The sequence below is a fragment of the Acinetobacter sp. 1566109 genome (genome assembly GCF_000582255.1).
Taxonomy (GTDB): domain Bacteria; phylum Pseudomonadota; class Gammaproteobacteria; order Pseudomonadales; family Moraxellaceae; genus Acinetobacter; species Acinetobacter nosocomialis.
The window spans coordinates 26,052-51,108 of sequence record NZ_JEYB01000026.1 but is presented as its reverse complement, the minus strand read 5'-3'; the positions used below and the strand labels follow the sequence as shown (position 1 = coordinate 51,108).

The 25,057-nt window shown below is 37.5% G+C and carries 22 protein-coding genes; 8 read left to right on the top strand and 14 right to left on the bottom strand.

All coding sequences use genetic code 11. From position 1 onward, the window contains the following. From dnaX to amvA, 4 genes are all read right to left on the bottom strand, one after another. A partial coding sequence (gene dnaX / locus J582_RS16250; RefSeq protein WP_032048237.1) for a DNA polymerase III subunit gamma/tau occupies nucleotides 1-1,334 on the bottom strand: 1,334 nt, incomplete at its 3' end. 123 nt (nucleotides 1,335-1,457) lie between these two features. Next, nucleotides 1,458-2,090, bottom strand: a complete 633-nt coding sequence (cpaB, locus tag J582_RS16245) for a metalloprotease secretion chaperone CpaB (RefSeq protein WP_031983141.1) — start codon at nucleotides 2,088-2,090, stop codon at nucleotides 1,458-1,460. A gap of 22 nt (nucleotides 2,091-2,112) precedes the next feature. Further along, nucleotides 2,113-3,894 carry a metalloendopeptidase CpaA gene (gene cpaA / locus J582_RS16240; protein WP_031983142.1) on the bottom strand — a complete coding sequence of 594 codons (1,782 nt, stop codon included), beginning with the start codon at nucleotides 3,892-3,894 and terminating at the stop codon, nucleotides 2,113-2,115. 257 nt (nucleotides 3,895-4,151) lie between these two features. Beyond that, the gene (gene amvA, locus J582_RS16235) at nucleotides 4,152-5,630 is read right to left on the bottom strand and encodes a multidrug efflux MFS transporter AmvA (protein ID WP_031983144.1); all 1,479 of its coding nucleotides are present in this window, start codon (nucleotides 5,628-5,630) and stop codon (nucleotides 4,152-4,154) included. A gap of 126 nt (nucleotides 5,631-5,756) precedes the next feature. Here amvA and J582_RS16230 point away from each other — a divergent pair, with 126 nt between their 5' ends. Further along, a complete protein-coding gene (locus tag J582_RS16230; RefSeq protein WP_031983146.1) occupies nucleotides 5,757-6,335 on the top strand; it encodes a TetR family transcriptional regulator in 579 nt (192 codons plus the stop codon). Nucleotides 6,336-6,383: 48 nt separating this feature from the next. On the opposite strand, the gene J582_RS16225 is transcribed toward J582_RS16230, so the two are convergent. From J582_RS16225 to J582_RS16215, 3 genes are all read right to left on the bottom strand, one after another. After that, nucleotides 6,384-7,643: a serine hydrolase domain-containing protein gene (locus J582_RS16225; RefSeq protein ID WP_031983147.1), complete on the bottom strand. Its 1,260-nt coding sequence runs from the start codon at nucleotides 7,641-7,643 to the stop codon at nucleotides 6,384-6,386. A 71-nt stretch (nucleotides 7,644-7,714) separates the two neighbouring features. After that, complete coding sequence (locus J582_RS16220) at nucleotides 7,715-8,569, bottom strand: MaoC family dehydratase (protein ID WP_017393394.1); 855 nt, start codon at nucleotides 8,567-8,569, stop codon at nucleotides 7,715-7,717. A gap of 74 nt (nucleotides 8,570-8,643) precedes the next feature. Next, complete coding sequence (locus J582_RS16215; RefSeq protein WP_004886646.1) at nucleotides 8,644-10,035, bottom strand: 3-oxoacyl-ACP reductase; 1,392 nt, start codon at nucleotides 10,033-10,035, stop codon at nucleotides 8,644-8,646. Between the two features lie 235 nt (nucleotides 10,036-10,270). Between J582_RS16215 and J582_RS16210 the strand changes: the two genes are divergently transcribed. After that, the gene (locus tag J582_RS16210; protein ID WP_002053671.1) at nucleotides 10,271-11,839 is read left to right on the top strand and encodes an acetyl-CoA C-acetyltransferase; all 1,569 of its coding nucleotides are present in this window, start codon (nucleotides 10,271-10,273) and stop codon (nucleotides 11,837-11,839) included. A gap of 67 nt (nucleotides 11,840-11,906) precedes the next feature. On the opposite strand, the gene aceI is transcribed toward J582_RS16210, so the two are convergent. After that, nucleotides 11,907-12,341 (bottom strand): chlorhexidine efflux PACE transporter AceI, encoded by a 435-nt coding sequence (aceI, locus tag J582_RS16205; protein WP_004701059.1) that lies wholly within the window; start codon nucleotides 12,339-12,341, stop codon nucleotides 11,907-11,909. Between the two features lie 90 nt (nucleotides 12,342-12,431). Here aceI and J582_RS16200 point away from each other — a divergent pair, with 90 nt between their 5' ends. From J582_RS16200 to leuE, 3 genes are all read left to right on the top strand, one after another. Continuing rightward, complete coding sequence (locus tag J582_RS16200) at nucleotides 12,432-13,325, top strand: LysR family transcriptional regulator (protein WP_031983151.1); 894 nt, start codon at nucleotides 12,432-12,434, stop codon at nucleotides 13,323-13,325. 130 nt (nucleotides 13,326-13,455) lie between these two features. After that, complete coding sequence (tal, locus tag J582_RS16195) at nucleotides 13,456-14,445, top strand: transaldolase (RefSeq protein ID WP_004886642.1); 990 nt, start codon at nucleotides 13,456-13,458, stop codon at nucleotides 14,443-14,445. A 73-nt stretch (nucleotides 14,446-14,518) separates the two neighbouring features. Then, nucleotides 14,519-15,169, top strand: coding sequence for a leucine efflux protein LeuE (gene leuE / locus J582_RS16190; protein WP_004708223.1), 651 nt, complete (start codon nucleotides 14,519-14,521; stop codon nucleotides 15,167-15,169). A 36-nt stretch (nucleotides 15,170-15,205) separates the two neighbouring features. Here leuE and J582_RS16185 read toward each other — a convergent pair whose 3' ends face one another. Next, complete coding sequence (locus J582_RS16185) at nucleotides 15,206-15,679, bottom strand: Lrp/AsnC family transcriptional regulator (RefSeq protein WP_002053657.1); 474 nt, start codon at nucleotides 15,677-15,679, stop codon at nucleotides 15,206-15,208. Between the two features lie 187 nt (nucleotides 15,680-15,866). On the opposite strand from J582_RS16185, the gene J582_RS16180 reads away from it, so the two are divergent. Next, complete coding sequence (locus J582_RS16180) at nucleotides 15,867-17,039, top strand: benzoate/H(+) symporter BenE family transporter (RefSeq protein ID WP_022575554.1); 1,173 nt, start codon at nucleotides 15,867-15,869, stop codon at nucleotides 17,037-17,039. Between the two features lie 73 nt (nucleotides 17,040-17,112). Here the strand turns inward: J582_RS16180 and J582_RS16175 are convergent, their stop codons facing one another. From J582_RS16175 to J582_RS16160, 5 genes are all read right to left on the bottom strand, one after another. After that, nucleotides 17,113-17,832: an MgtC/SapB family protein gene (locus tag J582_RS16175; protein ID WP_002053619.1), complete on the bottom strand. Its 720-nt coding sequence runs from the start codon at nucleotides 17,830-17,832 to the stop codon at nucleotides 17,113-17,115. Nucleotides 17,833-17,847: 15 nt separating this feature from the next. Continuing rightward, complete coding sequence (gene mgtA / locus J582_RS16170; RefSeq protein WP_031983152.1) at nucleotides 17,848-20,604, bottom strand: magnesium-translocating P-type ATPase; 2,757 nt, start codon at nucleotides 20,602-20,604, stop codon at nucleotides 17,848-17,850. Between the two features lie 560 nt (nucleotides 20,605-21,164). Then, entirely contained in the window at nucleotides 21,165-21,608 is a 444-nt protein-coding gene (locus tag J582_RS16165) for an RDD family protein (protein ID WP_002053613.1), read from the bottom strand. Between the two features lie 253 nt (nucleotides 21,609-21,861). Further along, nucleotides 21,862-22,035: a hypothetical protein gene (locus J582_RS27300; protein WP_022575551.1), complete on the bottom strand. Its 174-nt coding sequence runs from the start codon at nucleotides 22,033-22,035 to the stop codon at nucleotides 21,862-21,864. 177 nt (nucleotides 22,036-22,212) lie between these two features. Continuing rightward, nucleotides 22,213-22,440, bottom strand: coding sequence for a hypothetical protein (locus tag J582_RS16160; protein ID WP_000774578.1), 228 nt, complete (start codon nucleotides 22,438-22,440; stop codon nucleotides 22,213-22,215). Nucleotides 22,441-22,728: 288 nt separating this feature from the next. Between J582_RS16160 and J582_RS16155 the strand changes: the two genes are divergently transcribed. Together J582_RS16155 and J582_RS16150 are read left to right on the top strand one after the other, a co-directional pair. Continuing rightward, nucleotides 22,729-23,172, top strand: a complete 444-nt coding sequence (locus J582_RS16155; RefSeq protein ID WP_002053669.1) for a universal stress protein — start codon at nucleotides 22,729-22,731, stop codon at nucleotides 23,170-23,172. Between the two features lie 262 nt (nucleotides 23,173-23,434). Beyond that, on the top strand, nucleotides 23,435-25,018 hold the full coding sequence (locus tag J582_RS16150) for an ATP-binding cassette domain-containing protein (RefSeq protein ID WP_031983153.1): 1,584 nt from the start codon (nucleotides 23,435-23,437) through the stop codon (nucleotides 25,016-25,018). Nucleotides 25,019-25,057 lie beyond the last annotated feature (39 nt).

Sequence of the window (25,057 nt, the reverse complement as noted above, 5' to 3'; positions counted from 1 at the left end):
GGTTCAGGTTCAGGTTCAGGTTCAGGTTCAGGTTCAGGTTCAGGTTCAGGTTCAGGTTCAGGTTCAGGTTCAGGTTCAGGTTCAGGTTCAGGTTCAGGTTCAACCATAGCGGGTTGGCTAATAACTTCAACAGGCTGAACAGTACTTACAGGTGTAATCTCCTGAGCAGTTTGCTGAACTTGTTGATTTAGCCCTACCACTGCTTGCTCATTTTGTTGAACAGGCTCTGAAACTAAAATTTCATTTGGTGCTAAAGGACGGAAAGCCAATAAGCGTAAAATACACATTTCAAAACCTTGCTCTTGCGTTACGGCAAGTTGCAAGTCTGAACGGCCTTTACATGCGATTTGATAGTAAAGCTGCAAATCTTGAGCAGAAATTAACTTAGAAAGTTGAAGAATTTTGGCATTAATTTCTTCACTATACTTTAAGCCAAGCTCTGGTAAATACTGTAATAAAGCTAACTCATGTAATGTTGAAATAAGCTGATCAAGCACTAACGATACATCTAAGGCTTGATATCTAAATTGGAGTAATAACTGACTCACTTTTTCACGTTGGTTTTGATGAACCGCTAAAATCAAATCATAAATGATCGTACGGTCAATCAAGCCAAGCATTTCTTTCACATCTTGGTGATGTATAGAACCCTGGCCATAAGCTATGGCTTGGTCAGTTAATGATAGCGCATCACGCAGTGAACCCTGAGCAGATTCAGCAATTTGCCAAATTGCATCTTGATCAGCAGTAATCTGTTCTTTTTCAAGAATAGCGCCAAGGTGTTTGGTAATTTCATCTACCGCTAAAGGTCGTAAAGTAAATTGTAAACAACGTGAAATAACCGTAATTGGTAGCTTTTGCGGATCAGTCGTTGCAAACAGAAACTTAACGTGTTCTGGTGGTTCTTCTAGTGTTTTTAATAACGCATTAAAAGAATGCGTAGAAAGCATATGTACTTCGTCAATCAGGTAAACTTTAAAACGACCTTGCGTTGGCGCATAAGGAACATTATCTAAAAGTTCACGCGTATCTTCTACTTTTGTTCTTGAAGCAGCATCAATTTCGATTAAGTCAATAAAACGGCCTTCATTTACCGCCTTGCAGGTTGCACAGACTTCACATGGTGTAGCAGTCACACCTGTTTCACAGTTCAAACACTTGGCTAAAATACGGGCGATTGTAGTTTTACCTACACCACGCGTTCCTGTAAATAAATAAGCATGGTGAAGACGACCGTGTTCCAATGCACTACTTAATGCACGAGAAACATGGTTTTGTCCCACTAACTCATTGAAATTACGTGGACGGTATTTTCTAGCAAGTACTTGATACATGTATGCTCCTTGTTACAGGCATAAGCATACTTTGTTTTTAAAAGAGTGTGAACGCATAAAGCTCATATCCGTACAGATAAACTGCGAACTGACTTCTTTTCCCTACCAAAATCATTTATTCCTCTATGGATGATCATGATGTAACTCCTGATCTGTAACACCCTCATCCATAGTTTGTACCAACCCGACACCATCTTTAATTTCAGCTGAATAATTTCCTTTCTCGGTAAAAATTTGCATGATTGTATAGTGGTCTTTTTGACTTTGAGTAATAGTAAAAAAATTCTGGTTCGGATCGCCTTGGTCAAATCTACCAGTCCATCGAACAATATCCTGATCAACAGGTTCGATCTCTACAATTTTCCCTGTACGATTAATGCCATATTCCAACATCTGAAATTTAACAGTGTCCCCGACTTTTTTAAGTTCGATCACATTTGGATCATATTTAATGACCATACCTTTAGCATTTTTAAGCAGGGGAAAATTAGTTTTAGAAGGAAGCTGATCTCTTTCTACTTCATTAAAAACAATTTGTTGCTGAGACAACCTTTCTTTTTCTGACGGACTCAAATTCAGCATATTTTGACGAGCAAATTCATTCTGACGATCTGCAACTTTTGTCTCAGACTCTTGCCGACTTTCTAAAGGCGATGTTAAAGCAGAAGAGCTTTGCTGTGAACAAGCAAACCAAACTAAAACTGCTAACGCCACACAAGCGATAGCAGTTCCTATTAACAACTTATTTTTCTTCATTATTTATAGCTAAAAATAGAGATTAGTTATATAGAGAAATTTTTTGTGCGTTCAGGTTAATCACACTAACCGCATCAATTTTTCCTTCTTCACCCAAACGAACACCATATTTAGGATTGTAAAGGTATGGACTAGAATAAAAATTAATATTATTACCGCCCATTGCGGTACTACCTAAGGGATGAGCAAAACCTGAACCGATATTGGTTGAGCCATTATGATATAGACCAAGATTATGCCCAACTTCATGACGCATGGCTGCAAAAGAACAACCTGCAATATCATTTGCGCCAATCATGTTATATGCAGAAGCATTGATCCAAGCCCAACCACAGCCACCATCGCCCGGCTCATTACCTTGATAATAAACACCGTCTGCCAATACACGTTTCCGCTCATTTTGTACCGTCGTGTCATCTCGTCCAGTCGAGATTGCTTCTTTTAAAGTGGTAGCAGGGATTTTATAAGTTATATAACCCACATCTCTTAAGTAAAAACGTGCATTCGAATTTTCAGCAGTTAAATTTGTTAAATTTACGCCTTCAACCATTCTAAGTTTTGCAGCGCTCTCACCTAAAATTGCATTTACTTCTGGGCTAGAAACTAACAACATATCAATTGTATAACTATCTACTGTCCAGCCTTGAGCAGTGTATATAAAACGGCGGTTTTCACCATTTTTAATTGCAGTAGACAATCCATTAGCCGCATTAATCAAAGTGTCTGCCGATGCATTCGACACAATAACCACCTTATCCCCGACTTGAGCTTGAGCTGGTAGCTGCAAGGTCGGCTGCCAATTTGATGTAGACAGTTTTACTTTTAAAGTGGGCTGAGTCATATTCGGTAAAGTTGCAGGGATTGTTGCCGTTGAATCAATTACCTTTGTTGGTGAAGAGATCAGCTGCCAATATCCTTTGTCGCTTACATACATAAACTCATATTGATCGCCTGTTTTAAGTGTTAAGGTCGCTTGGCTATTAATATTGGTGTTATTAATTTTTGCAGACCAAGTCGCTGTAGACTTGATAATAATTCTATCTCGATCACTTGCAGTGGTAGGCAAAGTGAAATTGGAAACCCAATTTCCATTTCCAAATGCAATTTCGGTAAGGGGACTACTTACCGCGGCTAAAGATATTCCGATTTGCTGAACATTTAGCTTCTGAGGTTTTATATATTCTGGCACCCATTTTCCTAAAGCAGAATAATATTTAAACCAATATTCAGATCCATTTTTTAATGTAAAACTGCTCGGGAATAGTAAATTTGTTTTATCAATCTCTGAGCTTGCACTTGCTGTAGAAACAACTTGTACGGTTGTTCCATCACGTACATCACTTGGCAATGCAATGGTTTGTGCCCATTTGCCATCTTGAATAAGTACTTTTTGCATTGATGCAGTTGTTAATGGAACGACTTCATAAGTCGCACCATTGGTAGGACTCACTGTCGCTAACTGAGCGATCCATTTATTTTGACTGCTATTAAAGATAAATTGATAAACATCCCCACTATTTATCTTCAACACTTCTAACGGAATATTCGTATTAGAAGTGTCTAAATAACTACTATAAGCAGCACTAGAACGAATTGTAATTTTGTCTGAATTATTAGCATTTGTTGGTAAAGAGAGATTTTTTACCCAATTTCCATTAGCTAAAGAAAACTCTAAATCTGAATAACCCGTCGGAATTGATCCACTATTATTATTCTGATTTGGTGAGAGTACGGTTGCAGCATATACAAGTGAAGATGCAACAATTGCACCAATAATAAGTGATGTTTTTAATTTAAAATTCACAGTAGCCTCTTTTATTTGTTTTTAGATTTTCGAATAGTAGGTTAACAAACCATTTTTTTGCAGTCAATTTTCAAATCATTAATTTTTTTATTAAATTTCAATAAGATGATGTTTGAATCATTTTGAAATAAAAACATGAAATTTATTAAATAATAGTTTGTTTATGAGAATTAAATAACTAAATTGAATATAAAGAAAATATTAAAAAGACATTTGAGGGTAAAAAGAAAGATAAATCTCTCTTTTTACCCTTTATTTTAGTTTACTTTCTTAGGAAAACTAAACCAGACAAATACAGTTAACAGGAAGAAACAAATGGCTGAGATAGTAAGCACCCAACTATGTGCATAGCTAAAAGCTTGCTGCGCAACCGCAACTAATTGCTCTCCTAAAGGTTTTTCAAGGCTAGATGCTAATTGCATAGTTTCACCAATTGAAATACTCGCTTTTTCAATTAAATCTGACGGAAGCTCGGCTGGCAAAATAATTGAGCGGCTATAAAACCAAGACAACATTAAACCAAAAATAGCGACACCTAAACCAGCACCAAGCTCATAGGCCATACCTTCAATCGCACCTGCTGCACTCGCCTTTTGTGGTGGAACAGATGACATAATGGCAGCAGTTGAAGCCAGTAAGGCAATCTCAATACTAAAGCCTAAAAAGACCATACACGTCCACGCTAAGAAGTGATCGGTCGAAAAGTTAAGTTGGGCAAGTCCCCATAAACTGAGTGCACTTATTAAAATACCAACAGTAGATACAAGTCTAAGTCCCCATTTATTTAAACAAATTCCTGCTAGTGGACCACCTAAACTAATTGCAATCATAAATGGGATAATAAACATCGCTGCTTGTAAGGGAGAAAACCCATAGACAAACTGCAACTCTTGAGACAAGAGCAATTCAAAGCCAACCAGCGCAATCATGGAAACAACTGCCATGACAATGCTGGTAGAAATCACTGGATGTTTAAATAACTCCAGATCAATCATTGGCGTCGTACTTCTTTTTTGGCCACGAATGAAGTGAATTAATGTGCTTATACCCACCACAAACATCACGACTGTAAGTACCGAGAAGTTATACATAGCCGATTTGATTGAATAGATGAGGCTTAAAATGGCTACCACTAAAACTAAAGCTTGCCCTAAATTAATTGGCTGATCAGTTTTTTCTTGCTGTTTAGGAATGATCATTACAATCATAACCAGAACGACTAAAATAATCGGAATGTTTATGAGGAATACAGCTCCCCAATGGAAATGTTCCAGTACAAACCCACCAACTAGCGGGCCAAAAGCTGCTCCACCGCCACCTACTGTAGACCAGAGACCGAGTGCAAAATTTCTCTGCTTTTCTTCGGTAAAAGCATTACGGATGCCTGATAAAGTGGCCGGAATAAGCATCGCTGCCCCTAGGCCTAAAACAGCACGTGAAGCAATTAAGGCATAGGCCGTTGGAGAAAAAGCAGCCGCTAGAGAACCAATACCAAAAACGGCAGTTCCTATAAATAATAATTTTTTAAAGCCAATACGATCACCAAGTGCACCCATCGGCAAAATTAAACCCGCCATAATCAGTGAATAGATATCAATGATCCATAAAAGCTGATTGGCAGTTAAATTTAATGCTTCACTTAAAGTCGGTGTTGCAACATGCATCACCGTTGCATCAATCGTAACTGGTAAATAAATAAGGACAATAATTGTCAGGATTAACCATTTCTTTTGCATAACATTCTTCTAATATCCAAAAATTGGACATGTGTTCAAATCATGGTTATTATATACACAATTGGACACTTGTCCAATTTTTAAATTTAATGTAGTTTGTGTCGAATTCAGTCAGGTGAAAGCAACATGGCCTATCTTAATCGCGATCAACGTAGAGAAATGATTTTGCAAGCTGCCATGCAAGTTGCTTTGGCTGAAGGTTTTACAGCCATGACGGTACGTAGAATCGCAACAGAAGCACAAACCTCTACCGGACAAGTTCATCATCATTTTTCTTCCGCATCTCATTTAAAAGCTGAAGCTTTTTTAAAGCTGATGGAACAGCTTGATGAAATAGAACAAACTCTCCAAACAACTAGCCAATTTCAAAGACTCTTCATCTTATTAGGGGCAGAAAATATCGACAGACTTCAGCCCTACTTACGTTTATGGAATGAAGCTGAACTCTTGATTGAACAAGATGCAGAAATACAAAAAGCGTATAACCTCGCCATGCAAAGTTGGCATCAAGCTATTGTGCAATCGATTGAATGCGGCCAAAAAGAAGGTGAATTTAAAAATAGGTCTAATTCCACAGATATTGCGTGGCGACTTATTGCCTTTGTGTGTGGATTAGAAGGGATTTATCAACTAGGATTACAAGGTTTAGCTGAAGAAGACTTCAAACGCCATACCGAAGCGATTATTCGCCTAGAATTATTATAAATGTTGAGCTGGCATTGCTAAAAAATACCAGCTTTAAAAATACTAAAATTAGAACCAACCTTTACGCCCTTTTAAAATTTGGTCAGTGCAGCGTAAGGTTTCTTGAGTCAATCCCCATAAACGATAGTCACCCGTGATTGAACCAATCTGAAAGTTATGGGTATAGGCAAAGCTAAGATCACGCTCAGGGTCACACCATGCCCCTGAACCATTGTAGCCAATATGCCCAAAGCCATTTTTAGCGCGTTTACCCATCGTAATAATACGGTGATATCCTAAACGCCAATTCATTGGTATTGGCATGACACGATCACGTGCATAACTTTGAATGGTACTCAGCTCTTTAAATACTTCTGGGCGAATGAGTTGCTGTCCATCCCATTCGCCTTTATTTGCCAGCATCGCATAAATTTTAGCAAGACTATTCGCAGTAAATGTGCCATTTGCTGCTGGAATAACAGCTTGCAATCCTTCATCACTAAAGAAACTAAAATTCTTCATTCCTTTTGGAATCATAGCATCCTGAAAATCTTGAGGGTCCTGCCCAGTCCACGTAATCATTTTTTCAGAAAGTGAACTTTTGCGTGGCTGAGGTTTGTTAGGTTTTTCGGCTTGAGCAGATGCTGGTTTTTCTGGTTTCGGCTGAATAATTAAACGAGCTACCCGTTCCAACTGGCTTGCAGGTGTACCAAAATAAGCACCATCTAACTGCAACGGTTCAATGAGATATTTTTGCATGAGTTGATCTAAAGATTGACCAGTTGCTTTTTCAAGCACACCACCAACAAGCCAACCAAATGTTAAAGCTTGATAAGCGTTGCCCTGTCCTGCAATGAATCTTGGTTTGGACATGGCCATTACATCTAACATATGTTGCCAGTCGAGCATTTCCCTCGCACTTTCGATGATATTTCGAATATCGAACATACCACTTTGATGACTCAACACATGACGCAAAGTCATTTGCTCTTTACCATTCTGAGCAAACTCAGGCCAGTAAGTCGCAATCGGTTTGTCATATTCTAAAAAACCTTCACTGACTAAAATATGTGCTAAGGTTGCAAGTACACCTTTCCCTGTAGAGTAGCAAACTGCCAAAGTATCGGGTTGCCAAGCTTCAGTTTGTGATTTTAGACCGGTGTAGATATCTACAACTTTCTGGCCTCTAAAATAAACCGCTAAAGCAGCTCCACCTTGTCCTGTTCTAGCATCTTGAAGACGGCTGAACTGGTGAGCTAAATCAATAAAACGTTCATCTAAAATACCGTGATAGTTATGGGTATCGGCCAGTAAAATTTCTTTAATCACATGAAGTTCCTTGCATTTTTTGTTATTTTGCTCAAAAGCAGCCCAAACCTGTGTTCAGGCTACTGATATTTTTATAATGCTTTTACTGTTCCGGCAACATGCGGTTTTTGAGATTTCGCATTACGGATCAAGAAATCAGTCTTTTTGTCTGTATTGGCAGTTAAAAACTCAACTTTTGACGGTAAGAACATTGGTAGCTTAAACCAGACATCTGCTTCATAAGCATTAGGTAATTCAAGATTCGCTAGTGCTTTAGCTTTGCTCCACATACCATGTGCAATTGCTTGTTTAAAGCCAAATGCTTTTGCAGTAATGGCATGAATATGAATTAAGTTAAAATCACCAGACACTTTCGCGTAACGGCGGCCTGTGTTTTCTAAAATATCCCACTGGGCCTTTGGAACATAAACTGGTGCTTGTTCTTCTTTGGCTTTCTCACCCACTCTTTTCTCGACTTTTTGGCGAGATAAATAAGTCGTTAAGCCTTCCATCACTACTTCATTGCCAACTTTTGCCGTGGTAATAAAGTCAAACTGAACGCCTTTATCATGCGGTTTTAATTCCCCAAATTTGCATGACAAAGTTAGTTTTTCAGTTACACCAATAGGTCTAGTCTGTTTAATCTGGTTACGGATATGCACTAAACCTAAAATTGGAAATGGAAAGGCTTCTGCTGTCATCATGTGCATTTGCAAGCTTTGAGAAAGTACCGCTAAATAAATTGCCGGTACAAAGCCATTATTTTGAAAGCCACATACTTCGTTATAAGCTTTGAGATGGCTCTGATCAATTTCAAGACGGTCTACCACATATTCAACTTGTGGTAAGATTTTTGGCCCCTGCGGCTTTTTAAAAATTAAGCCTTGTACTACTTTTGGATAAGCCAATGCCGCTTTTGGTAGTTGGCTAAAATGACGAGTATTCATACCTAACCTTTTATAATTTATAGATTCTTGAATAAAAAAGGGATGCACAAGCACCCCTATTTAGCTAAGAGTGCTTAAGCGCCCAACAAGCTTTGACCACACACACGTACAACGTTGCCATTTACACCTGTAGAAGCAGCTGATGCAAACCATGCAATTGTTTCTGCCACATCCACAGGTAAACCGCCTTGTTGCATTGAGTTCATACGACGACCTGCTTCACGAATTGCAAACGGAATTGCCGCAGTCATTTGAGTTTCGATAAAGCCAGGTGCTACTGCGTTAATGGTAATACCATTTTTTAAGATAGGTGCAGTAAATTTCACTAAACCGATTACACCAGCTTTTGAAGCAGCATAGTTGGTTTGACCAAGGTTACCCGCAATACCACTAATTGATGATACACAAACAATACGGCCATTTGCATTTAGACCATCGTTTTCTAATAAGTAGTCATTTACGCGTTCAGCAGCAGACAAGTTAATATTAATGACTAAGTCCCAAAGCTCTGGCTTCATGTTTGCCAAAGTTTTGTCACGTGTAATACCTGCGTTATGAACAATAATATCTAAACCGCCTTGTTTTGCCGCAGCAGCTTTAATTTTTTCGCCCGCATCAGCAGCTGTAATGTCAATTGCCAATGTAGAACCACCAATGTCAGCAGCTACACGGTCAAGGTCAGCTTGTTGTTGTGGTACATCTAGACAAATAACATGAGCACCGTCACGTGCCAACACGTGTGCAATTGCCTCACCAATACCACGGCTTGCACCAGTTACTAACGCAGTTTTTCCAGCAAGTGGTTTTGCCCAATCAACATCCACCACATCTGCTTTAGATACACGAATTACTTGGCCAGATACATACGCTGAACGTGGAGAAAGCAAGAAACGTAATGTTGATTCAAGATTTGCAGCAGCACCTTCATCAACATAAACAACTTGAGCAGTAATACCCTTTTTAAATTCTTTACCTACAGATTTGATAAAGCCTTCAAGTGCGCGCTGAGCAATTGCCTGTTTTACAGTTTTTGCAGTTTCAGGTGTTGTACCAATCACAATCACTCGACCAGAAGTCGCAACTTGACGTGCAATCGGATTAAAGAATTTATAAAGTTCGTTTAACTGTTCTGAGTTTTGAATACCAGATGCATCAAATACAACTGCTTTGAATTTTGATTCTTTATCGCCCGCATTGAATGGACGTAAATTTAAACCAACTTTTGCAGCTTCTTGTTGTAATGCAACATTATTGCCTACATAGCTGTCAGCATGAATATTGCTAAGTACTTGTGCAATCGCACCAGACAAAACACTTGACGGCGCTGCGCCAACCAATACTGCACCATTCACTACTGGCTGAGCACTTTCAAAACGCTCTAATACAACTGGCGATGGTAAACCCAGATTTTTAACAACGAATTTACCAATAGGAGATTGCGTAAATGCTTGGTATTGATCAGTCATGATTATTATCTCTCAAAGAAATGAATTTTCTACGACAGGCTTCATTATGTTATGAGATGGAAAGAAACAATATGAAAGCAGTCGTTCATTAGAGTTACTCCAAATCATACTTGAGTTCATCTTTTGATGTCTTGACCTGAATGCTATCTACAATGTCATTCTAGTCAATACAGGTCTATTTGAATTGTGTTAAGGTAGCTTACAAGAATATCGTTATTATGCTTGGAAAAGCCTTATGAGCAAAACAACTCAAGAAAATCCAGCAGTCGAGAATTCTGCTCAGGAAAAAGTGTCAAATACATCAAAGTCGGCTTCTAACACGGCTAAGCGTAACAGCACTACTCCTAAAGCAGCAACTAATACACCAAAAACGACACGTACTCGTTCAACGACTGCACCTGCACGTAGCCCTCGTAGTAAGAGCGCTGCTTCAGCAACCCCGTCTACATCTTCAAATGTAGCTGCAGCACCAAAAGCAACAAAAACCAAAACTTCTGTTCAACAGGATAAAACCATGAGTCAAAACACTGTTCGCCGCGTTGCAATCCTTGGTGGCAACCGTATTCCATTTGCACGTTCAAATACCGCTTACTTTAAAGCGTCTAATTCTGACATGCTGACAGCAGCATTGAATGGTTTGGTTGAGCGCTTTAATTTACAAGGTAAGCGTATTGGTGAGGTTGTTGCGGGCGCTGTTTTAAAACACAGCCGTGATTTCAACATGACTCGTGAAGTTGTATTGAGTACAGATCTTGCTCCTGAAACTCCTGCTTACGACATTCAAATTGCATGTGGTACAGGTTTACAAGCAGCATTTGTTGTTGCTAACAAAATTGCCCTTGGTCAAATCGACGTAGGTATTGCAGGTGGTGTAGATACCACTTCTGACGCGCCGATTGCTGTAGGTGATGGTTTACGTAAAGTTTTACTTGAACTCAATGTTGCTAAAACTGGTAAAGACCGTCTTAAAGCTTTAACAAAAATTGATTTTAAAAAGCTTCTTGATGCACCAAGCAATGGTGAACCACGTACTGGCCTTTCAATGGGTGAGCACCAAGCAATCACTGCATTAGAATGGGGTATTACTCGCGAAGCGCAAGACGAGTTAGCTGCAAGCAGCCATCAAAAACTTGCTGCTGCTTATGACCGCGGTTTCTTTGATGACTTAATGACTCCATTCTTAGGTCTTAACCGTGACAACAACTTACGTCCTGACAGTACAGTTGAAAAACTTGCTAAATTAAAACCAGTTTTCGGTAAAGGCGAAACTGCAACAATGACAGCGGGTAACTCAACTCCGTTGACTGATGGTGCTTCTGTGGTATTGCTTGCTTCTGAAGAATGGGCAAAAGAAAACGGACATGAAGTTTTAGCTTATCTTTCTTTCTCTGAAACAGCAGCTGTTGACTTCATTGGCAAGAACGGTCCTAAAGAAGGCTTATTGATGGCTCCTGCTTATGCAGTACCTCGTATGCTTAAGCGTGCTAACCTTAAGCTTCAAGACTTCGATTTCTACGAAATCCATGAAGCATTTGCATCTCAAGTACTCTCTACCTTAAAAGCTTGGGAAGATGAAAAATTCTGTAAAGAACGTCTTGGCTTAGATGCACCATTGGGTTCAATTGACCGCTCTAAACTGAACGTAAATGGTTCATCTTTAGGTGCAGGTCACCCATTTGCTGCAACTGGTGGTCGTATCTTGGCTACTGCAGCTAAATTAATTAATGAAAAAGGTTCAGGCCGCGCATTAATCTCGATCTGTACAGCAGGCGGTGAAGGTGTGGTGGCGATTGTAGAAAAATAATTTCTATTTATCGACCTAACAAAATAAGCACCCATCTGGGTGCTTATTTCATTTCAATCTATGTGAATTAATGAAGTGATGCTGCTTTAGCATTTGGGAAAAACTTATCTTCAATATGGTCATAGCACCACTGGAAAATAAAGGTATAAACCAAAATACATAAGGTTAAGCCAATATCTAAAATAAATGCATCAATCACTGTCATCTGCATCATATATGCAATCATTGGAACAGTCGCAATCAGCAAACCACCCTCAAAACCAATCGCATGTAAAATCCGCACAGGGATCGTTCTTTCCCAATTATATTTATGCTCTACTTTTTCGAAATAGTGGTTAAAAATCATATTCCAGAAAACAGAAACCACTGCCATAAACACACCGAGTGTTCCAGTCACTTCCATCGGCATGTCAAAAATAAAACTTAATGCAATCGCAATGATGACCAACAAAATTCCTTCATAACTGATTGCATGAATGAGTCTTCTCTTGGAAATCAACATTTTTAAATACTCAATAATAACTTGGATAATGTGCATTTTATTTTTATAATTTTGATTAATCCAATCAGGTTCTTTCAATTTTTCTGACAGATGAATATTAATCAAGAACAACTTCTCATGTTCCAAGCCGTTATGGAAACAGGTTCATTTTCAGCAGCAGCACGGAAACTCGGTAAAGTCCCCTCTGCTGTGAGCATGTCGATTGCTAATTTAGAAATCGATCTGAACCTGACTTTATTTGAACGTAAAGGCCGCGAACCTACTCCTACAGCCGAAGCACGAGTGCTATATGAAAAGACGGCACAACTATTGATTGAAATGAATCAATGGAAACAGCACGCGCATGCATTAAGTACTGGGCTGGAACCTAATCTTACTATTGTTGTAGTGTCTGAACTGCTACATACCAATTGGACCGACTATGTTTGCCTGCTAGAAAGTCGCTTTCCCGATCTACAAATTAATATTGTGTCTGCCCCTCAAGAAGATGCGCTTCAAATGTTATTAGATGGCTCTGCTCAACTGGCCCTTATGTTTGAACGTGAGCATTTAGACAATAGAGAACAGTTTGTTGAACTCAAACGTGAAGCCTTAATTCCTGTTATTTCAAAAACCCATCCGCTCGCAAGCCAAGAGCATGTTTCTTATGAGCAGATTTTGGGTACGAGACAAATTGTGGTAGCAAGTCGAGATGAAACCTTAAAACCCGAATTATTATTTTCAAAACATTACTGGCGTACAGACAACCACCACTCTGCGTGCTTAATGATTTTACGTAATTTGGGTTGGGGAGTACTGCCGCAAGAGATGTTTAAAGAAAACCCTGAGTTAAATAACAAGCTTAAAGCATTAGACGTATTTGATTTTACACCGCGCTTTGAATATTACGTTGATTTGGTCTGGAGTCGTGAAAGTGAACTCGGCGCTGCTGCACGTTTCCTGATTGACTATATTCGTAATAAGCGAATGCAGCAGGTTCCTTAAAATAATTTCAATTTAGATGCAGAACATAAACGTTTTTCTTTGAAACATAACAATTGATATATCGACAGTATGGATAGAGTTTGTGCTATAAAGAAAACATAAGATTTATTACTGAAGATGTTGAATATCAATGACTCATACAGCACTTGACCAATTAAAAACATTAACGACCGTTGTTGCTGACAGTAGCGACCTTGATGCTATTCGTAAATTTCGTCCCTTAGATGCTACAACGAATCCTTCATTGATTACTGCGGCAGCAGAACAACCAGAAAGTAAAGAGCTCATTGAAGATGCTTATTATCAAGCCAAAGAAGAAGGCTATAAAAATGATGAGCTGATTGAAAGAACCATTGATATTTTAACCGTAAAATTTGGTGTAGAAATTTTAAAACTCATTGAAGGCCGAGTTTCAACAGAGGTTGATGCTGCCCTTTCATACGACACTGAAGCAACCATTCAAAAAGCACATGAATTATGTGAGCTTTACAAAGGTTATGGTATTGATCAGTCACGTATTCTTATTAAAATTGCGTCGACTTGGGAAGGTATTCAGGCTGCTAAAGTACTCGAAGCTGAAGGTATTGCCTGTAACCTCACTCTTCTTTTCGGTTTACACCAAGCTCAGGCATGTGCAGATGCGAAAGTGACTTTAATTTCACCATTTGTCGGCCGTATCTTAGACTGGTACAAAAAAGCTGAAGGTGTTGACTCTTACCCAATCGAGAAAGATCCAGGCGTAGTTTCAGTTAAGAAAATTTATACCTATTACAAACAGCAAAATATTCCAACTCAAGTGATGGGTGCGAGCTTCCGTAGTATCGATCAAGTGCTTGGCCTTGCAGGATGTGACTTGCTAACAATTTCGCCGGGACTACTTACTCAACTTGAGCAAGATACACGTGCTGTTAAAGCTGCACTTGATGCAACTCAAGCAAAACAAGCAGAAGCTATTATTAGACCTGCTCAGAACGAACAAAGTTTTAAAGACGAACTCAATCATGACTTAATGGCTTTCCAACTTTTACAAGGTGGTGTTGATGGCTTCATTAAAGCGCGAGATCAATTAAGCCTTTTATTACGTCAATCCTTTGGAATTGATGCAGAAATTAAATCTTAAAAAACTGCACTTTTCATACAAAATTACCGATTTTTGTTATCATGACAAAAATCGGTTTTTTATTGAGTTTCTCGTGTTCGGCATAACAGATCTAACAACATATATTATTGGTACACTCCTAATTGTGTTATTACCCGGACCCAATTCCCTTTATGTGATGTCAATTGCTTCACGCTATGGTATTAAAACTGGATATATGGGTGCACTTGGTATTTTTACTGGTGATCTTATTTTAATGCTATGTACCGTATTAGGTGCAGCTTCTTTATTAAAAGCATTCCCTTGGGTTTTTATTATTCTTAAACTCGTTGGTGCACTTTATCTGTCCTATTTAGGGTTTAAACTTTTACAAGGCAGTATTCAACGCTGGAAATTACGTAATCAACCACAAGCCGAAATGGCTGATTTACCTGCTTTAGATAAAATTCATCCTTATAAAACAGCCTTAAGTATTAGTTTACTTAACCCTAAAGCAATTTTATTTTTCTTATCTTTCTTTGTTCAGTTTATTAATCCAGATTATGCTTATCCAGCTTTAAGTTTTTTAATCTTAGCGGTAATTTTACAAATTATTAGTTTTAGCTATTTAACAGCGCTTATTTTCTCTGGCATTAAACTCTCAGCATTTTTTAAGCAAAATCATAAAATTGCTGCAAGCGGAATTTTCTTAGTGGGTATTTTATTTTTTGGGTTCGGTTTAAAGCTGGCCACTTCAACCATGTAAGTTACTGAGGCAATAAAGTTAAAACTTATTAGATTATTAAAATGCCAGCATGCCATCTGTTTTGACTTCATTAAGTACAAAGAATGTTCTCACCTGCCTTACTCCCGGTAAGGCAATAATTTTTTCACTATGAAATCGGTTAAAAGCAGCTAAGTCTTTAACACGAATTTTTAGAAAATAATCGACTTCTCCGGCAACCAGATAACACTCTAGAACATTCTCCAAATCACCTGCGGCTTGTTCAAAAGCTTGAAAGCTATCTGGTGTTGAACGGTCCAGCACTACCCCAACCAAAACGATGGTCTCACGCTGCACCATACTTGGATTGATTCGAGCACGAACATCTAAGATAGCTCCAATTTTAAAAAGACGTTGCGTATGATTCCAACATGACGAGGTACTAATACCAACAAGTTTTGCTAGTTCGGCATTACTTAAGCGTCCATTTTCTTGTAAACAACGCATAATTTTCAGCTCAAGCGGTGTCAAATTTTCAGCTTGCTCATTCATAAAAATAATATCCAAATTTAATTACTTATTATGAAATAAATAATAGCATTTATAACTATATAAAAAATATTATTTCATTTTGACACCCAAAATAGGAAGCACCTTCTTTAAAAAAATTGTTAGATTTATCTGGCTGAAAATATAGGCAGAAACATATTAATTTTTCAGGGACTTAGAACATTTAGCCATGCAAAAGATTCTTCAAGATTTTTCTATTCCAGCCGTATTCGCGGGTTTCATTACCTTTCTAATTGGTATTAGTGTTTCGGCTATTTTAGTGATTCAGGCAGCCCAAGCTTTAAATGCTTCACCTGAACAAATCACCTCATGGTTTTGGGCTTTAGGTTTGGGTCTTGGTTTATCAGGACTCATCCTTTCTTGGAAATTTAAATACCCTGTAGCAACAGCTTGGTCTACTGCCGGTCTCGCTTTAATTATTGCAACTGGCGGTGGATATAGCATAAATGAAGCAATTGGTGCTTTTTTAGTTGTTGGTGTACTGACTGCGGTTTTAGGTTTTTCAGGAATATTTCAAAAGGCGCTTTCATATATTCCTCAAAGCTTGACCAGTGCCATGCTTGCAGGCGTTTTACTCAAATTTGGTATTTCACTTTTCGCAAGTTTGCAAAATGATTGGGCATTCGTTTTATCTTTACTCGTCATTTATATCATTACCAAAAGATTATGGCCGCGTTATAGCATCGTGTTCACAGCACTTGCTGGTGTTGTGCTCTGCCCTGTGTTTTTAGACTTTCATATGCCTACACTTCACTGGTCTTTGGCTAAACCTGTTTGGATTAGTCCTGTTTTTAGCTGGTCAGCAGTTTTAGGCTTAGCGCTACCACTGTTTGTGATTAGTATGGCTTCACAGTATTTACCCGGTATTGCCATGATTAAAAGTTATGGCTATAAACCACATGTCAATCAACTCATTGGCTGGACCGGTTTAACCCAAGTTTTGCTTGCGCCTTTTGGTTGTTATAGCGTCAATATTGCTGCGATTAGTGCGGCTGTATGCCTTGATGATCAAGTTCATCCTGACCCAAGTAAACGCTATATTGCTGGCATAAGCTCTGGTTTTTTCTATGCATTGATGGGACTATTTGCAGCAACACTGACAAGCTTACTCATGTCCTTTCCTCATATTTTTATTGTAGCTTTAGCAGGTATTGCATTACTTGGCACCATTAGCCATAACATTGCGCTTGCCTTTGGCCCAATTGAAGACCGTGAAGCAGCACTATTTACCTTTTTATGTAGTGCTTCGGGTATCCAATTTTTCGGTATTGGTTCGGCATTTTGGGGACTAATTATCGGTATTATTGTATTTGTAGTCCTTAAATTTAAGGTTAAAAAATAACACCTAAAATAGAAACTTTGCGCTTAACCATTTAGAGCATTTCATAAACAGTTAAGTGCAAAGTCTCATTAAATTAATTAATTGCGTTTTTATCCCAAAAAGCCTGTCTTATTTGTGGCATCGCATTTAAGTGGTTAATAATATGCTGCGCTTCTTCCGCTTCAATTGAAGTCGCAATTAACGTCACTTCTATTTCAACCTCTTTCTCTCCAAAAGGCGTTACATCAATGTCTTTGGGAGGGTAATTGTGGTGCTTCAACGTTAGATTTAATTCATCCATAACTACTTTGCTCTGACTTCGGTCACAGATAATATAAATTACATGTAAAACCTCTGTATCATCGTCTAATGGACGACGGTCAATGATATGAACAATCGGTCTTAACAACGTATTGGCAGATAAAATAAAAGCTGTTGCCAGTATGGCTTCAATAATTAAATCAGAACCCGCAGCGGCCCCTACCGCAGCAGAACACCATAAAGTTGCTGCGGTATTTAAGCCATGGATGTTACCTTCTTGACGCATAATTACACCTGCGCCCAAGAAACCAATACCCGAAACCACATAAGCAATGACCCGAACAGCGCCATCTGCTCCAGTAAGATTTGTTGCAACATCCACAAAAATTGCAGCACCTACAGCCACCAGTACATTGGTTCGAAGACCAGCAGTCCGTTGCCTATATTGCCGTTCAAATCCAATTAACGCCCCTAAAATAAAAGCAACTGAGAGACTAATTAATGTATCAACAATATTAGATAAATCTGCATGTTGTAGAAATTGCAACTTCATCTTGCACCTATAATTTTATTGCCAGCCGTAACGGCGGATATAGATTTTTTTCACCCATTGAGTAATACACATATAAGCAATTAAAATTAAAGGCAAATATAAGAAATAACTTAATGGTAAAGCTTGCAGTTTTAAATAACTTGCTAAAGGGCCCATTGGTAAGAAAATACCAATACACATAATCACTACTGTCATGACTAACAATGGGGTTGCAGCACGACTCTGAATAAATGGAATCTTAGCCGTACGGATCATGTGCACAATTAACGTTTGAGTGAGTAACCCCACTACGAACCAGCCAGACTGGAATAAAGTCTGATGTTCAGGTGTATTCGCCGAAAACACAAACCACATTAAACAAAAAGTGATAATGTCAAAAATAGAGCTAATCGGTCCAAACACCACCATGAAACGGCCAACTTCTTCAGGTTGCCAACGCTGCGGTTTTGCAATTAACTCTTCATCAACGTTGTCAAATGGAATCACGATTTGTGACACATCATAAAGTAAGTTTTGAATGAGTAAGTGAATAGGCAGCATTGGTAAAAATGGAATAAAAGCACTCGCAATTAATACCGAAAAAACATTACCGAAATTTGAACTTGCCGTCATTTTGATATATTTCAACATATTGGCAAAAGTTCTACGGCCTTCAATTACACCTTTTTCAAGCACCATCAAGCTTTTTTCAAGCAAGATTAAATCTGCTGATTCTTTAGCAATATCTACTGCCGTATCTACTGAAATACCAATATCGGCAGCGCGTATAGCCGCGGCATCATTAATACCGTCTCCCAAGAAACCAACCACATGACCGTTGGCTTTTAACTGCTCAACAATACGTTCTTTATGTACAGGGCTAAGCTTTGCAAAAATATGGTATTGCTCTACTGCTCTTTTGAGCTGCTCATCGGTTAAGGTTTCAATTACACCGCCCAATAGAACTTGGTCATAGTTCAGACCAATTTCTCGGCACACTTTTTGAGTGACAAACTCATTATCACCAGTAAGTACTTTTACGGTTACACCATGAGCATGCAAACTTTGTACTGCTTCTCGAGCAGATTCTTTAGGTGGATCAAGAAATGCGACGTAACCGATTAAAATTAAATCACTTTCATCAACAACCGAATAATTTTCCTGATTATTATCAAACTCACGATACCCTACAGCAACAACACGTAAGCCATCTCGGTTATAACGTTGAGTTAATGCTTCAATTGCGACTTCACGTTGTTTTGTTAAAGGCTCTACTTTGCCGTTTACCTCGACATAACGGCAAACCTTTAACATTTCCTCAACTGCGCCCTTGGTAATCATACGCACTTTTTCTTGAGGTGTTTTTACCACAACCGACATACGGCGACGCTCAAAATCAAAAGGAACTTCATCTAACTTCTTATAACGTAACTTTTGAGTTTTGATCTGATCATCAACAGCTTCTAACACAGCCACATCAAGCAGATTTTTCAAACCTGTTTGATAGTAACTGTTTAAAAATGCCTGCATTAGTACAAAGTCTGATTTTTCCCCATGAACATCAATATGTTGAGATAAAAAGATTTTGTCTTGAGTTAGCGTTCCAGTTTTATCGGTACACAGAACATCCATTGCACCAAAGTTTTGGATCGCATCTAGACGTTTAACAATCACTTTCTTTTTAGATAAGAAAACCGCACCCTTGGCTAAAGTTGAAGTCACAATCATCGGTAGCATTTCTGGAGTAAGACCAACAGCAACCGATAATGCGAATAAAAATGCCTCTGTCCAATCACCTTTAGTGAAACCATTAATAAAAAGTACAACAGGTGCCATCACCAACATGAAACGAATAAGTAACCAACTGACTTTATTGACACCCATTTGAAATGCCGTGTTACTTCGATCAGTAGCTGTAACACGGTGAGCGAGTGCACCAAAATATGTTTGAATACCCGTACTTAAAACAACTGCCTGAGCCGAACCAGAAACAATATTGGTCCCCATAAATACAATGTTATCTAGCTCTAAAGCACTCGTTTCTTCGAGATTTTTCTGCAATGGAAATTTCTCGACAGGCATTGATTCACCAGTCATTGCAGCTTGAGAGACAAACAAATCTTTGGCATTTAAAATTCTGCAATCAGCAGGAATCATGTCACCTGCAGATAATAAAATCACATCACCTGGCACCAAATATTGAATTGGCATTTCAAATTGGTGATTGGTTTGGTTTTTAATATCAATGCCATAACGCTCATGCATAAGCTCTAAATCTTCTGCACTAACTTGATGACGCAGTACTGTAGCGGTATTACTTACCATTGCCTTTAAAGCATCCGCAGCTTGATTTGATTTTGCTTCTTGCCAATAACGAAGTAATGTCGAGAGGATAACCATCACACTAATAATGGTTGAACCCGTTAAATCATCGGTAAAAAAAGCAATTAATGCCAAAAGGCTAAGCAAAATATTGAACGGATTGCGGTAGCAATACCAAAGATGTTGCCACCAAGTTAATGGCTTCTCATGAGTGATCTCATTAAGCCCCACTGCCATTTGTTGGGTATGTGCTTGTTCTTCTGTAAGCCCTGTGTAATGAGTATCGAATTGTTTTAATAAATCACTTGATTGGACTCTTGATGCATCGAGCAAACGCATAGATAAATTTTTGCTAATTTCTTGAGCATAGCTAGATTGATGTAGCTCTTTAAAAGATCGATTACGACCAAAAAAACGCATCAAATGAAATCTTTGTAAAAATGCTGTGAAGAGTCGTTGCCAGAATTTCATCGCGAAATCCTCCATTTTTTAGGCGTACAAAGCTCTCGACCTTATTGATAAATAAAGTCTATAAAAATTTAAAATTTAGAAAGGAATCGGAGATCGTAGAGTTACGATGAAGAAGAGAAAATTAGCCCAAAGCCGAACCAACGCTGACGGAAAGTCGCGGGCTTGAACATAGCTCGAATACTTTGAATCGTATGAGACGAATTATTTACCAAAATTGAATTTTGGTAGTTATAGCAGTGTGTGGAAGCATATAAGAACATTGGCTTCTCCCCATTTCTAGCGAGAAACTAAATAGATAAGTGCTTGAAGTACTTAATTACAAAAAATAATTTGTATAGGTTTAATCTAATTTTTTACAAAGCTATCTCATTGCAAGATAGCCCTTCCTAATGGTTATCTTGCTCAGTATTGGCTTTGGTTTAATTGATAATTAAACTCGAACCTCGAACAACTACCCATTTAGGATCTCCATTAAATAAACTCGCGGCAAGTATATGTTTTACTCTATAACACACAAGAATTTTTTTGTAATTTTTTATTAACAAAATTCCAGCTTAAAATCACAGCTCTTTGACTACCACAGTTTTCGCCATTTTGTCATGCCAGCCTTGTTTTTTAGGATCAAATGCCACCCAAATAAGACCAATACAAAATACTAAGATGGATGGAATATATCCAATATAACGAATGATGGATTGCATCAAAGTTAACTTATTACCCGTTTTTTCATCGAGAACTTTTAAACGCATAAGGCGTTTACCTGGTGTACCTGCAAAGTAGAGCCAACATAAAACGGTATATAAAAATGGAAAAGCATAATTTACAATCAGATCAAACCAATAGTTTTGCGGTTTACTACTCATTCCTGTCGCAAATATCAGATCATAATCTCCACGATAAAAAACCCATGCAGCTGGAATAATTGCTAAAAAGAGAATAAGTGTATCAATAATCATTGCACCAAATCGTAACCAGAACCCTGCATATTCGTATTTATAGCTCATGCGTACACCTCTGTTTTGTTATCGTTTGCCTTATACTAAAGAGACAACTTCATTTTACTTTAATCCTAAAGGAAATCTTTTTATTTTTAAATACTTGAAATAATTTTTAATTTTCTATTTTACTTAGAATTGTAATAAATACTGTTGAGACCAATAAATTATAACATAATATATAATATTTAAGTATTTTATATACACCTCACTCTAGATGAGGTGGTTTAATTATTTTTATTGAATAATATATAACGGCTGATTATTTCCAAAACAAAACATCAATTTTAAATTCTTTCTTCAATAGTAATGCAGCACAGATTAGTCCTAAACCAATAATTATCAAAAAGAAGCTTAAAGTTAATACACCTCCTAGTATAGATAAAACACCTAGAATAGTAAGTAGATAAAATAAAATTATAATTAACTTAAACATTTAGTTTATTCAACCATTTACGATAAAATCAACTCATTCTAGCGCTTTTAGCAATAAATACTGTTCTCAAATGTTGAATACACACCTTCTTTGTATTAACTCAAAAACAATATGTTAATAATTCTTGCTAAATGTTAATAATAAAAAATAAACTGTGACAAATATCACAGTTATAATTTATTTAACTTCAAAATAGTGCTTTTCAGTAATAAGTTTTATTTTCAGATTTTTATATAAACGATCTTTTGAATTTTCCAGTGAAGGCACTACTTTTTCAGCAAACTTATCGTCAGCCATAAGTCTTGCATAAGTTTTATATCCAATTACTAATTTTTCCGGTTCTTTACCTGTTTGGCGAAATTCTTCAATAAGTTTACTTACTTTCTTTGCTGTTAAATCTGCCATTCTTATACTCCCCCACTCAATATACTATTTGGTTATACGAGTTCTGTATGACAAAAATATGAAAAGTAATTTATTGTAAAGTTCATCTAAAAAATAAAATTTTCACTCTACCCTATATCGATCAAGCAATGTCATTTTAAAAGCAATAAAAATCAATTATATATTTCATTTTTATTTAATTTAATGACAACTTAATTGAATTGATTTCTACCTTTAAACAAATGTGTTAATCTTTAAGTAAGAAAAGCTTCATACATATAACAACTTGTAAATAAGAGGAATAACATTATGAATTATCAACATATTATTGTACCTGTGGATGGTTCCGAGATTTCTTTGGCAGCAGCCCGACAAGCTGCCCATATTGCTAAAGCTTTTGGTAGTAAACTTACAGCAATTAGTCTTGTTGCAGTAGATCCATTTAGTGGTGTTGATTTTTATTACATCTCTCCTGTTGTAAAAGATTATTTTGTTGAAGCGCGTGCGAATGCTGAAAAAACGCTTGCCAAGGTAAAAGCCTTATGTGCTGAAGAAGGCGTTGATATTGATACACAAATTATTCAAGGTGAAATCTCATCTGATGGCATTTTAAAAGCTGTAGAAGACTTAAAATCAGACCTGATCGTTATTGGTTCTCATGGTCGCAAAGGTTTCCAAAAACTTATTTTAGGTAGTTTTGCACAAGATGTTCTAAACAGCACTAAAATCCAAGTTTTGGTAGTAAAAGAATAATTGCTTAGTCAAATAAAAGCCTAATCAGTTGATTAGGCTTTTCTACGTAAAAAAAGCATAAGTTTTACACAGCTTAAAAACCGTTATAAACTATTAGTCTCTTTCCCCCTCTATTTTGTGAGTCACGCCAATGAAGTAAGTCTTTTTTCTCATCAATTTTCTCTTTTTTGATGTGCAAAATAGACTATTTTTAGTGACTTAACGTCTTTATTTAAAGCTTAACTTTCCTATTTTGTACATCCTGTATTTATGAGGTTTTTTTATGACTCAGCAGGCATGTGTAGTATCGCAGCTCACTTTAGAATTTCCTTCAAAAGTGATGTTTAAAGAATTAAATTTTTCACTTGAGCATCATCAAGTATCAGCTTTAATTGGCCGCAATGGTCAAGGTAAGTCTTTACTTATGCAATTGCTCCAAGAGATTTCGCCCACCAAAGAAATGCACATTAGTGGTCAAATTACTTGGCTGTCTAAGCATGCATATTTAGCTCAATTAACGCGCCTTTCTTCATCCACCATTGCAGAAGCTTTAGAGATTGACCAACTTTATAAAGCTTTGCAAAGAGTAGAACAAGGCGAAGCTGAATTCGATGATTATGATTTATTAGAAGGCAATTGGGATCTCCCTTCTGTTTGGGAAGGCTTATTGCGATCGGCTCACTTACCAACCGATTTAAACTTTCCGGTGAAACAGTTAAGTGAAGGACAAAAAACCAAGTTAGCGTTAGCAGCATTATTTTTAAAAACCGATCACTATCTATTGCTTGATGAACCAAGTAACCATCTCGACCAAGATGCTAGACAGTGGTTAATTCATCACCTCAAGAAACATCCGGCGGGTGCTCTTATCATTAGCCATGATCTAACTTTGTTAAATGAAGTGGACCATATTTATCACTTAAATGAACATGGCTTACAGCAAACTACAGGAAACTATGAAATTTTTTATGAGCAATATCAAACACGAGTTGAGGCTTTAGAACAGTCTGTACATCAACATCAACGTGAAGTTAAGCACATGAAGCAGAAGCAACATGATGTTTTAATGAAAGCACAAAAACGTGAGCGTGCTGGCAACAAACTTCGTGATTCAAACTCACAAGCTAAAATTTTACTCGACTTTAAAAAAGAACAGGCTGGACAAAGTTTAGGAGCAATCCAGTCTCAACATCACCGTCAAATTGAGCAAAGCCAGCAGGATTTGAAAAATAAAAAATCACTTCTGGAAACTGTTAAACCTCAACAATTTATATTCCCCTCTTTTCAAAAACGTTCAGGAGAAATTCTTAGAGTTCATGACTTAAAACTCCACTATGGAACACAGCAACCCATCAATTTTGCCCTCAAAGCTTCTCAAAAAACTCACTTAGTTGGTCGTAATGGTGTCGGTAAATCAACCTTGCTTAAACAGATTGTTCAATCTGCTGTAGCGCCTACAGATGAAATTAGCCTGTTTGTAAATTGCTTCTATCTAGATCAGAACTTCAGCTTTTTGTTAGACCATCTCTCTGCTGTTGAGAATTTAAGAAATATTAATCCTGATATTTCTGAGTTAGAGTGGAGAAATCTATTAGGTCAGCTTAGGCTTCGAGGTGAAAAAGGGACTTATCCTTTAGCTCAACTGAGTGGTGGTGAGAAGTTAAAAGTCGCATTGTTAGGTTTAAGTCATGCAGAGACTATGCCTGAACTTTTATTACTCGATGAACCAGAAAATCATCTAGATATTGAATCAAGAGAGCTATTTGCAAATGCTATTTCTAGCTATGAAGGTGCTGTGTTATTAGTCTCTCATGATTTAGCTTTTGTTGAAAAGTGCGGAATTCATGAGTCAATTTATTTAAATTAATATTTTTTAATCTTATATAAAAGCTCTAATTATTAGAGC

What these genes read in the sequence shown, in the direction of transcription:
- cpaB (WP_031983141.1), bottom strand. Translation starts at nt 2,090, where the DNA reads ATGAAGAAAAATAAGTTGTTAATAGGAACTGCTATCGCTTGTGTGGCG.
- amvA (WP_031983144.1), bottom strand. Translation starts at nt 5,630, where the DNA reads ATGCAAAAGAAATGGTTAATCCTGACAATTATTGTCCTTATTTATTTA.
- J582_RS16230 (WP_031983146.1), top strand. Translation starts at nt 5,757, where the DNA reads ATGGCCTATCTTAATCGCGATCAACGTAGAGAAATGATTTTGCAAGCT.
- J582_RS16220 (WP_017393394.1), bottom strand. Translation starts at nt 8,569, where the DNA reads ATGAATACTCGTCATTTTAGCCAACTACCAAAAGCGGCATTGGCTTAT.
- J582_RS16215 (WP_004886646.1), bottom strand. Translation starts at nt 10,035, where the DNA reads ATGACTGATCAATACCAAGCATTTACGCAATCTCCTATTGGTAAATTC.
- J582_RS16210 (WP_002053671.1), top strand. Translation starts at nt 10,271, where the DNA reads ATGAGCAAAACAACTCAAGAAAATCCAGCAGTCGAGAATTCTGCTCAG.
- aceI (WP_004701059.1), bottom strand. Translation starts at nt 12,341, where the DNA reads ATGTTGATTTCCAAGAGAAGACTCATTCATGCAATCAGTTATGAAGGA.
- J582_RS16200 (WP_031983151.1), top strand. Translation starts at nt 12,432, where the DNA reads ATGAATATTAATCAAGAACAACTTCTCATGTTCCAAGCCGTTATGGAA.
- tal (WP_004886642.1), top strand. Translation starts at nt 13,456, where the DNA reads ATGACTCATACAGCACTTGACCAATTAAAAACATTAACGACCGTTGTT.
- J582_RS16185 (WP_002053657.1), bottom strand. Translation starts at nt 15,679, where the DNA reads ATGAATGAGCAAGCTGAAAATTTGACACCGCTTGAGCTGAAAATTATG.
- J582_RS16180 (WP_022575554.1), top strand. Translation starts at nt 15,867, where the DNA reads ATGCAAAAGATTCTTCAAGATTTTTCTATTCCAGCCGTATTCGCGGGT.
- J582_RS16175 (WP_002053619.1), bottom strand. Translation starts at nt 17,832, where the DNA reads ATGAAGTTGCAATTTCTACAACATGCAGATTTATCTAATATTGTTGAT.
- mgtA (WP_031983152.1), bottom strand. Translation starts at nt 20,604, where the DNA reads ATGAAATTCTGGCAACGACTCTTCACAGCATTTTTACAAAGATTTCAT.
- J582_RS16165 (WP_002053613.1), bottom strand. Translation starts at nt 21,608, where the DNA reads ATGAGCTATAAATACGAATATGCAGGGTTCTGGTTACGATTTGGTGCA.
- J582_RS27300 (WP_022575551.1), bottom strand. Translation starts at nt 22,035, where the DNA reads ATGTTTAAGTTAATTATAATTTTATTTTATCTACTTACTATTCTAGGT.
- J582_RS16160 (WP_000774578.1), bottom strand. Translation starts at nt 22,440, where the DNA reads ATGGCAGATTTAACAGCAAAGAAAGTAAGTAAACTTATTGAAGAATTT.
- J582_RS16155 (WP_002053669.1), top strand. Translation starts at nt 22,729, where the DNA reads ATGAATTATCAACATATTATTGTACCTGTGGATGGTTCCGAGATTTCT.
- J582_RS16150 (WP_031983153.1), top strand. Translation starts at nt 23,435, where the DNA reads ATGACTCAGCAGGCATGTGTAGTATCGCAGCTCACTTTAGAATTTCCT.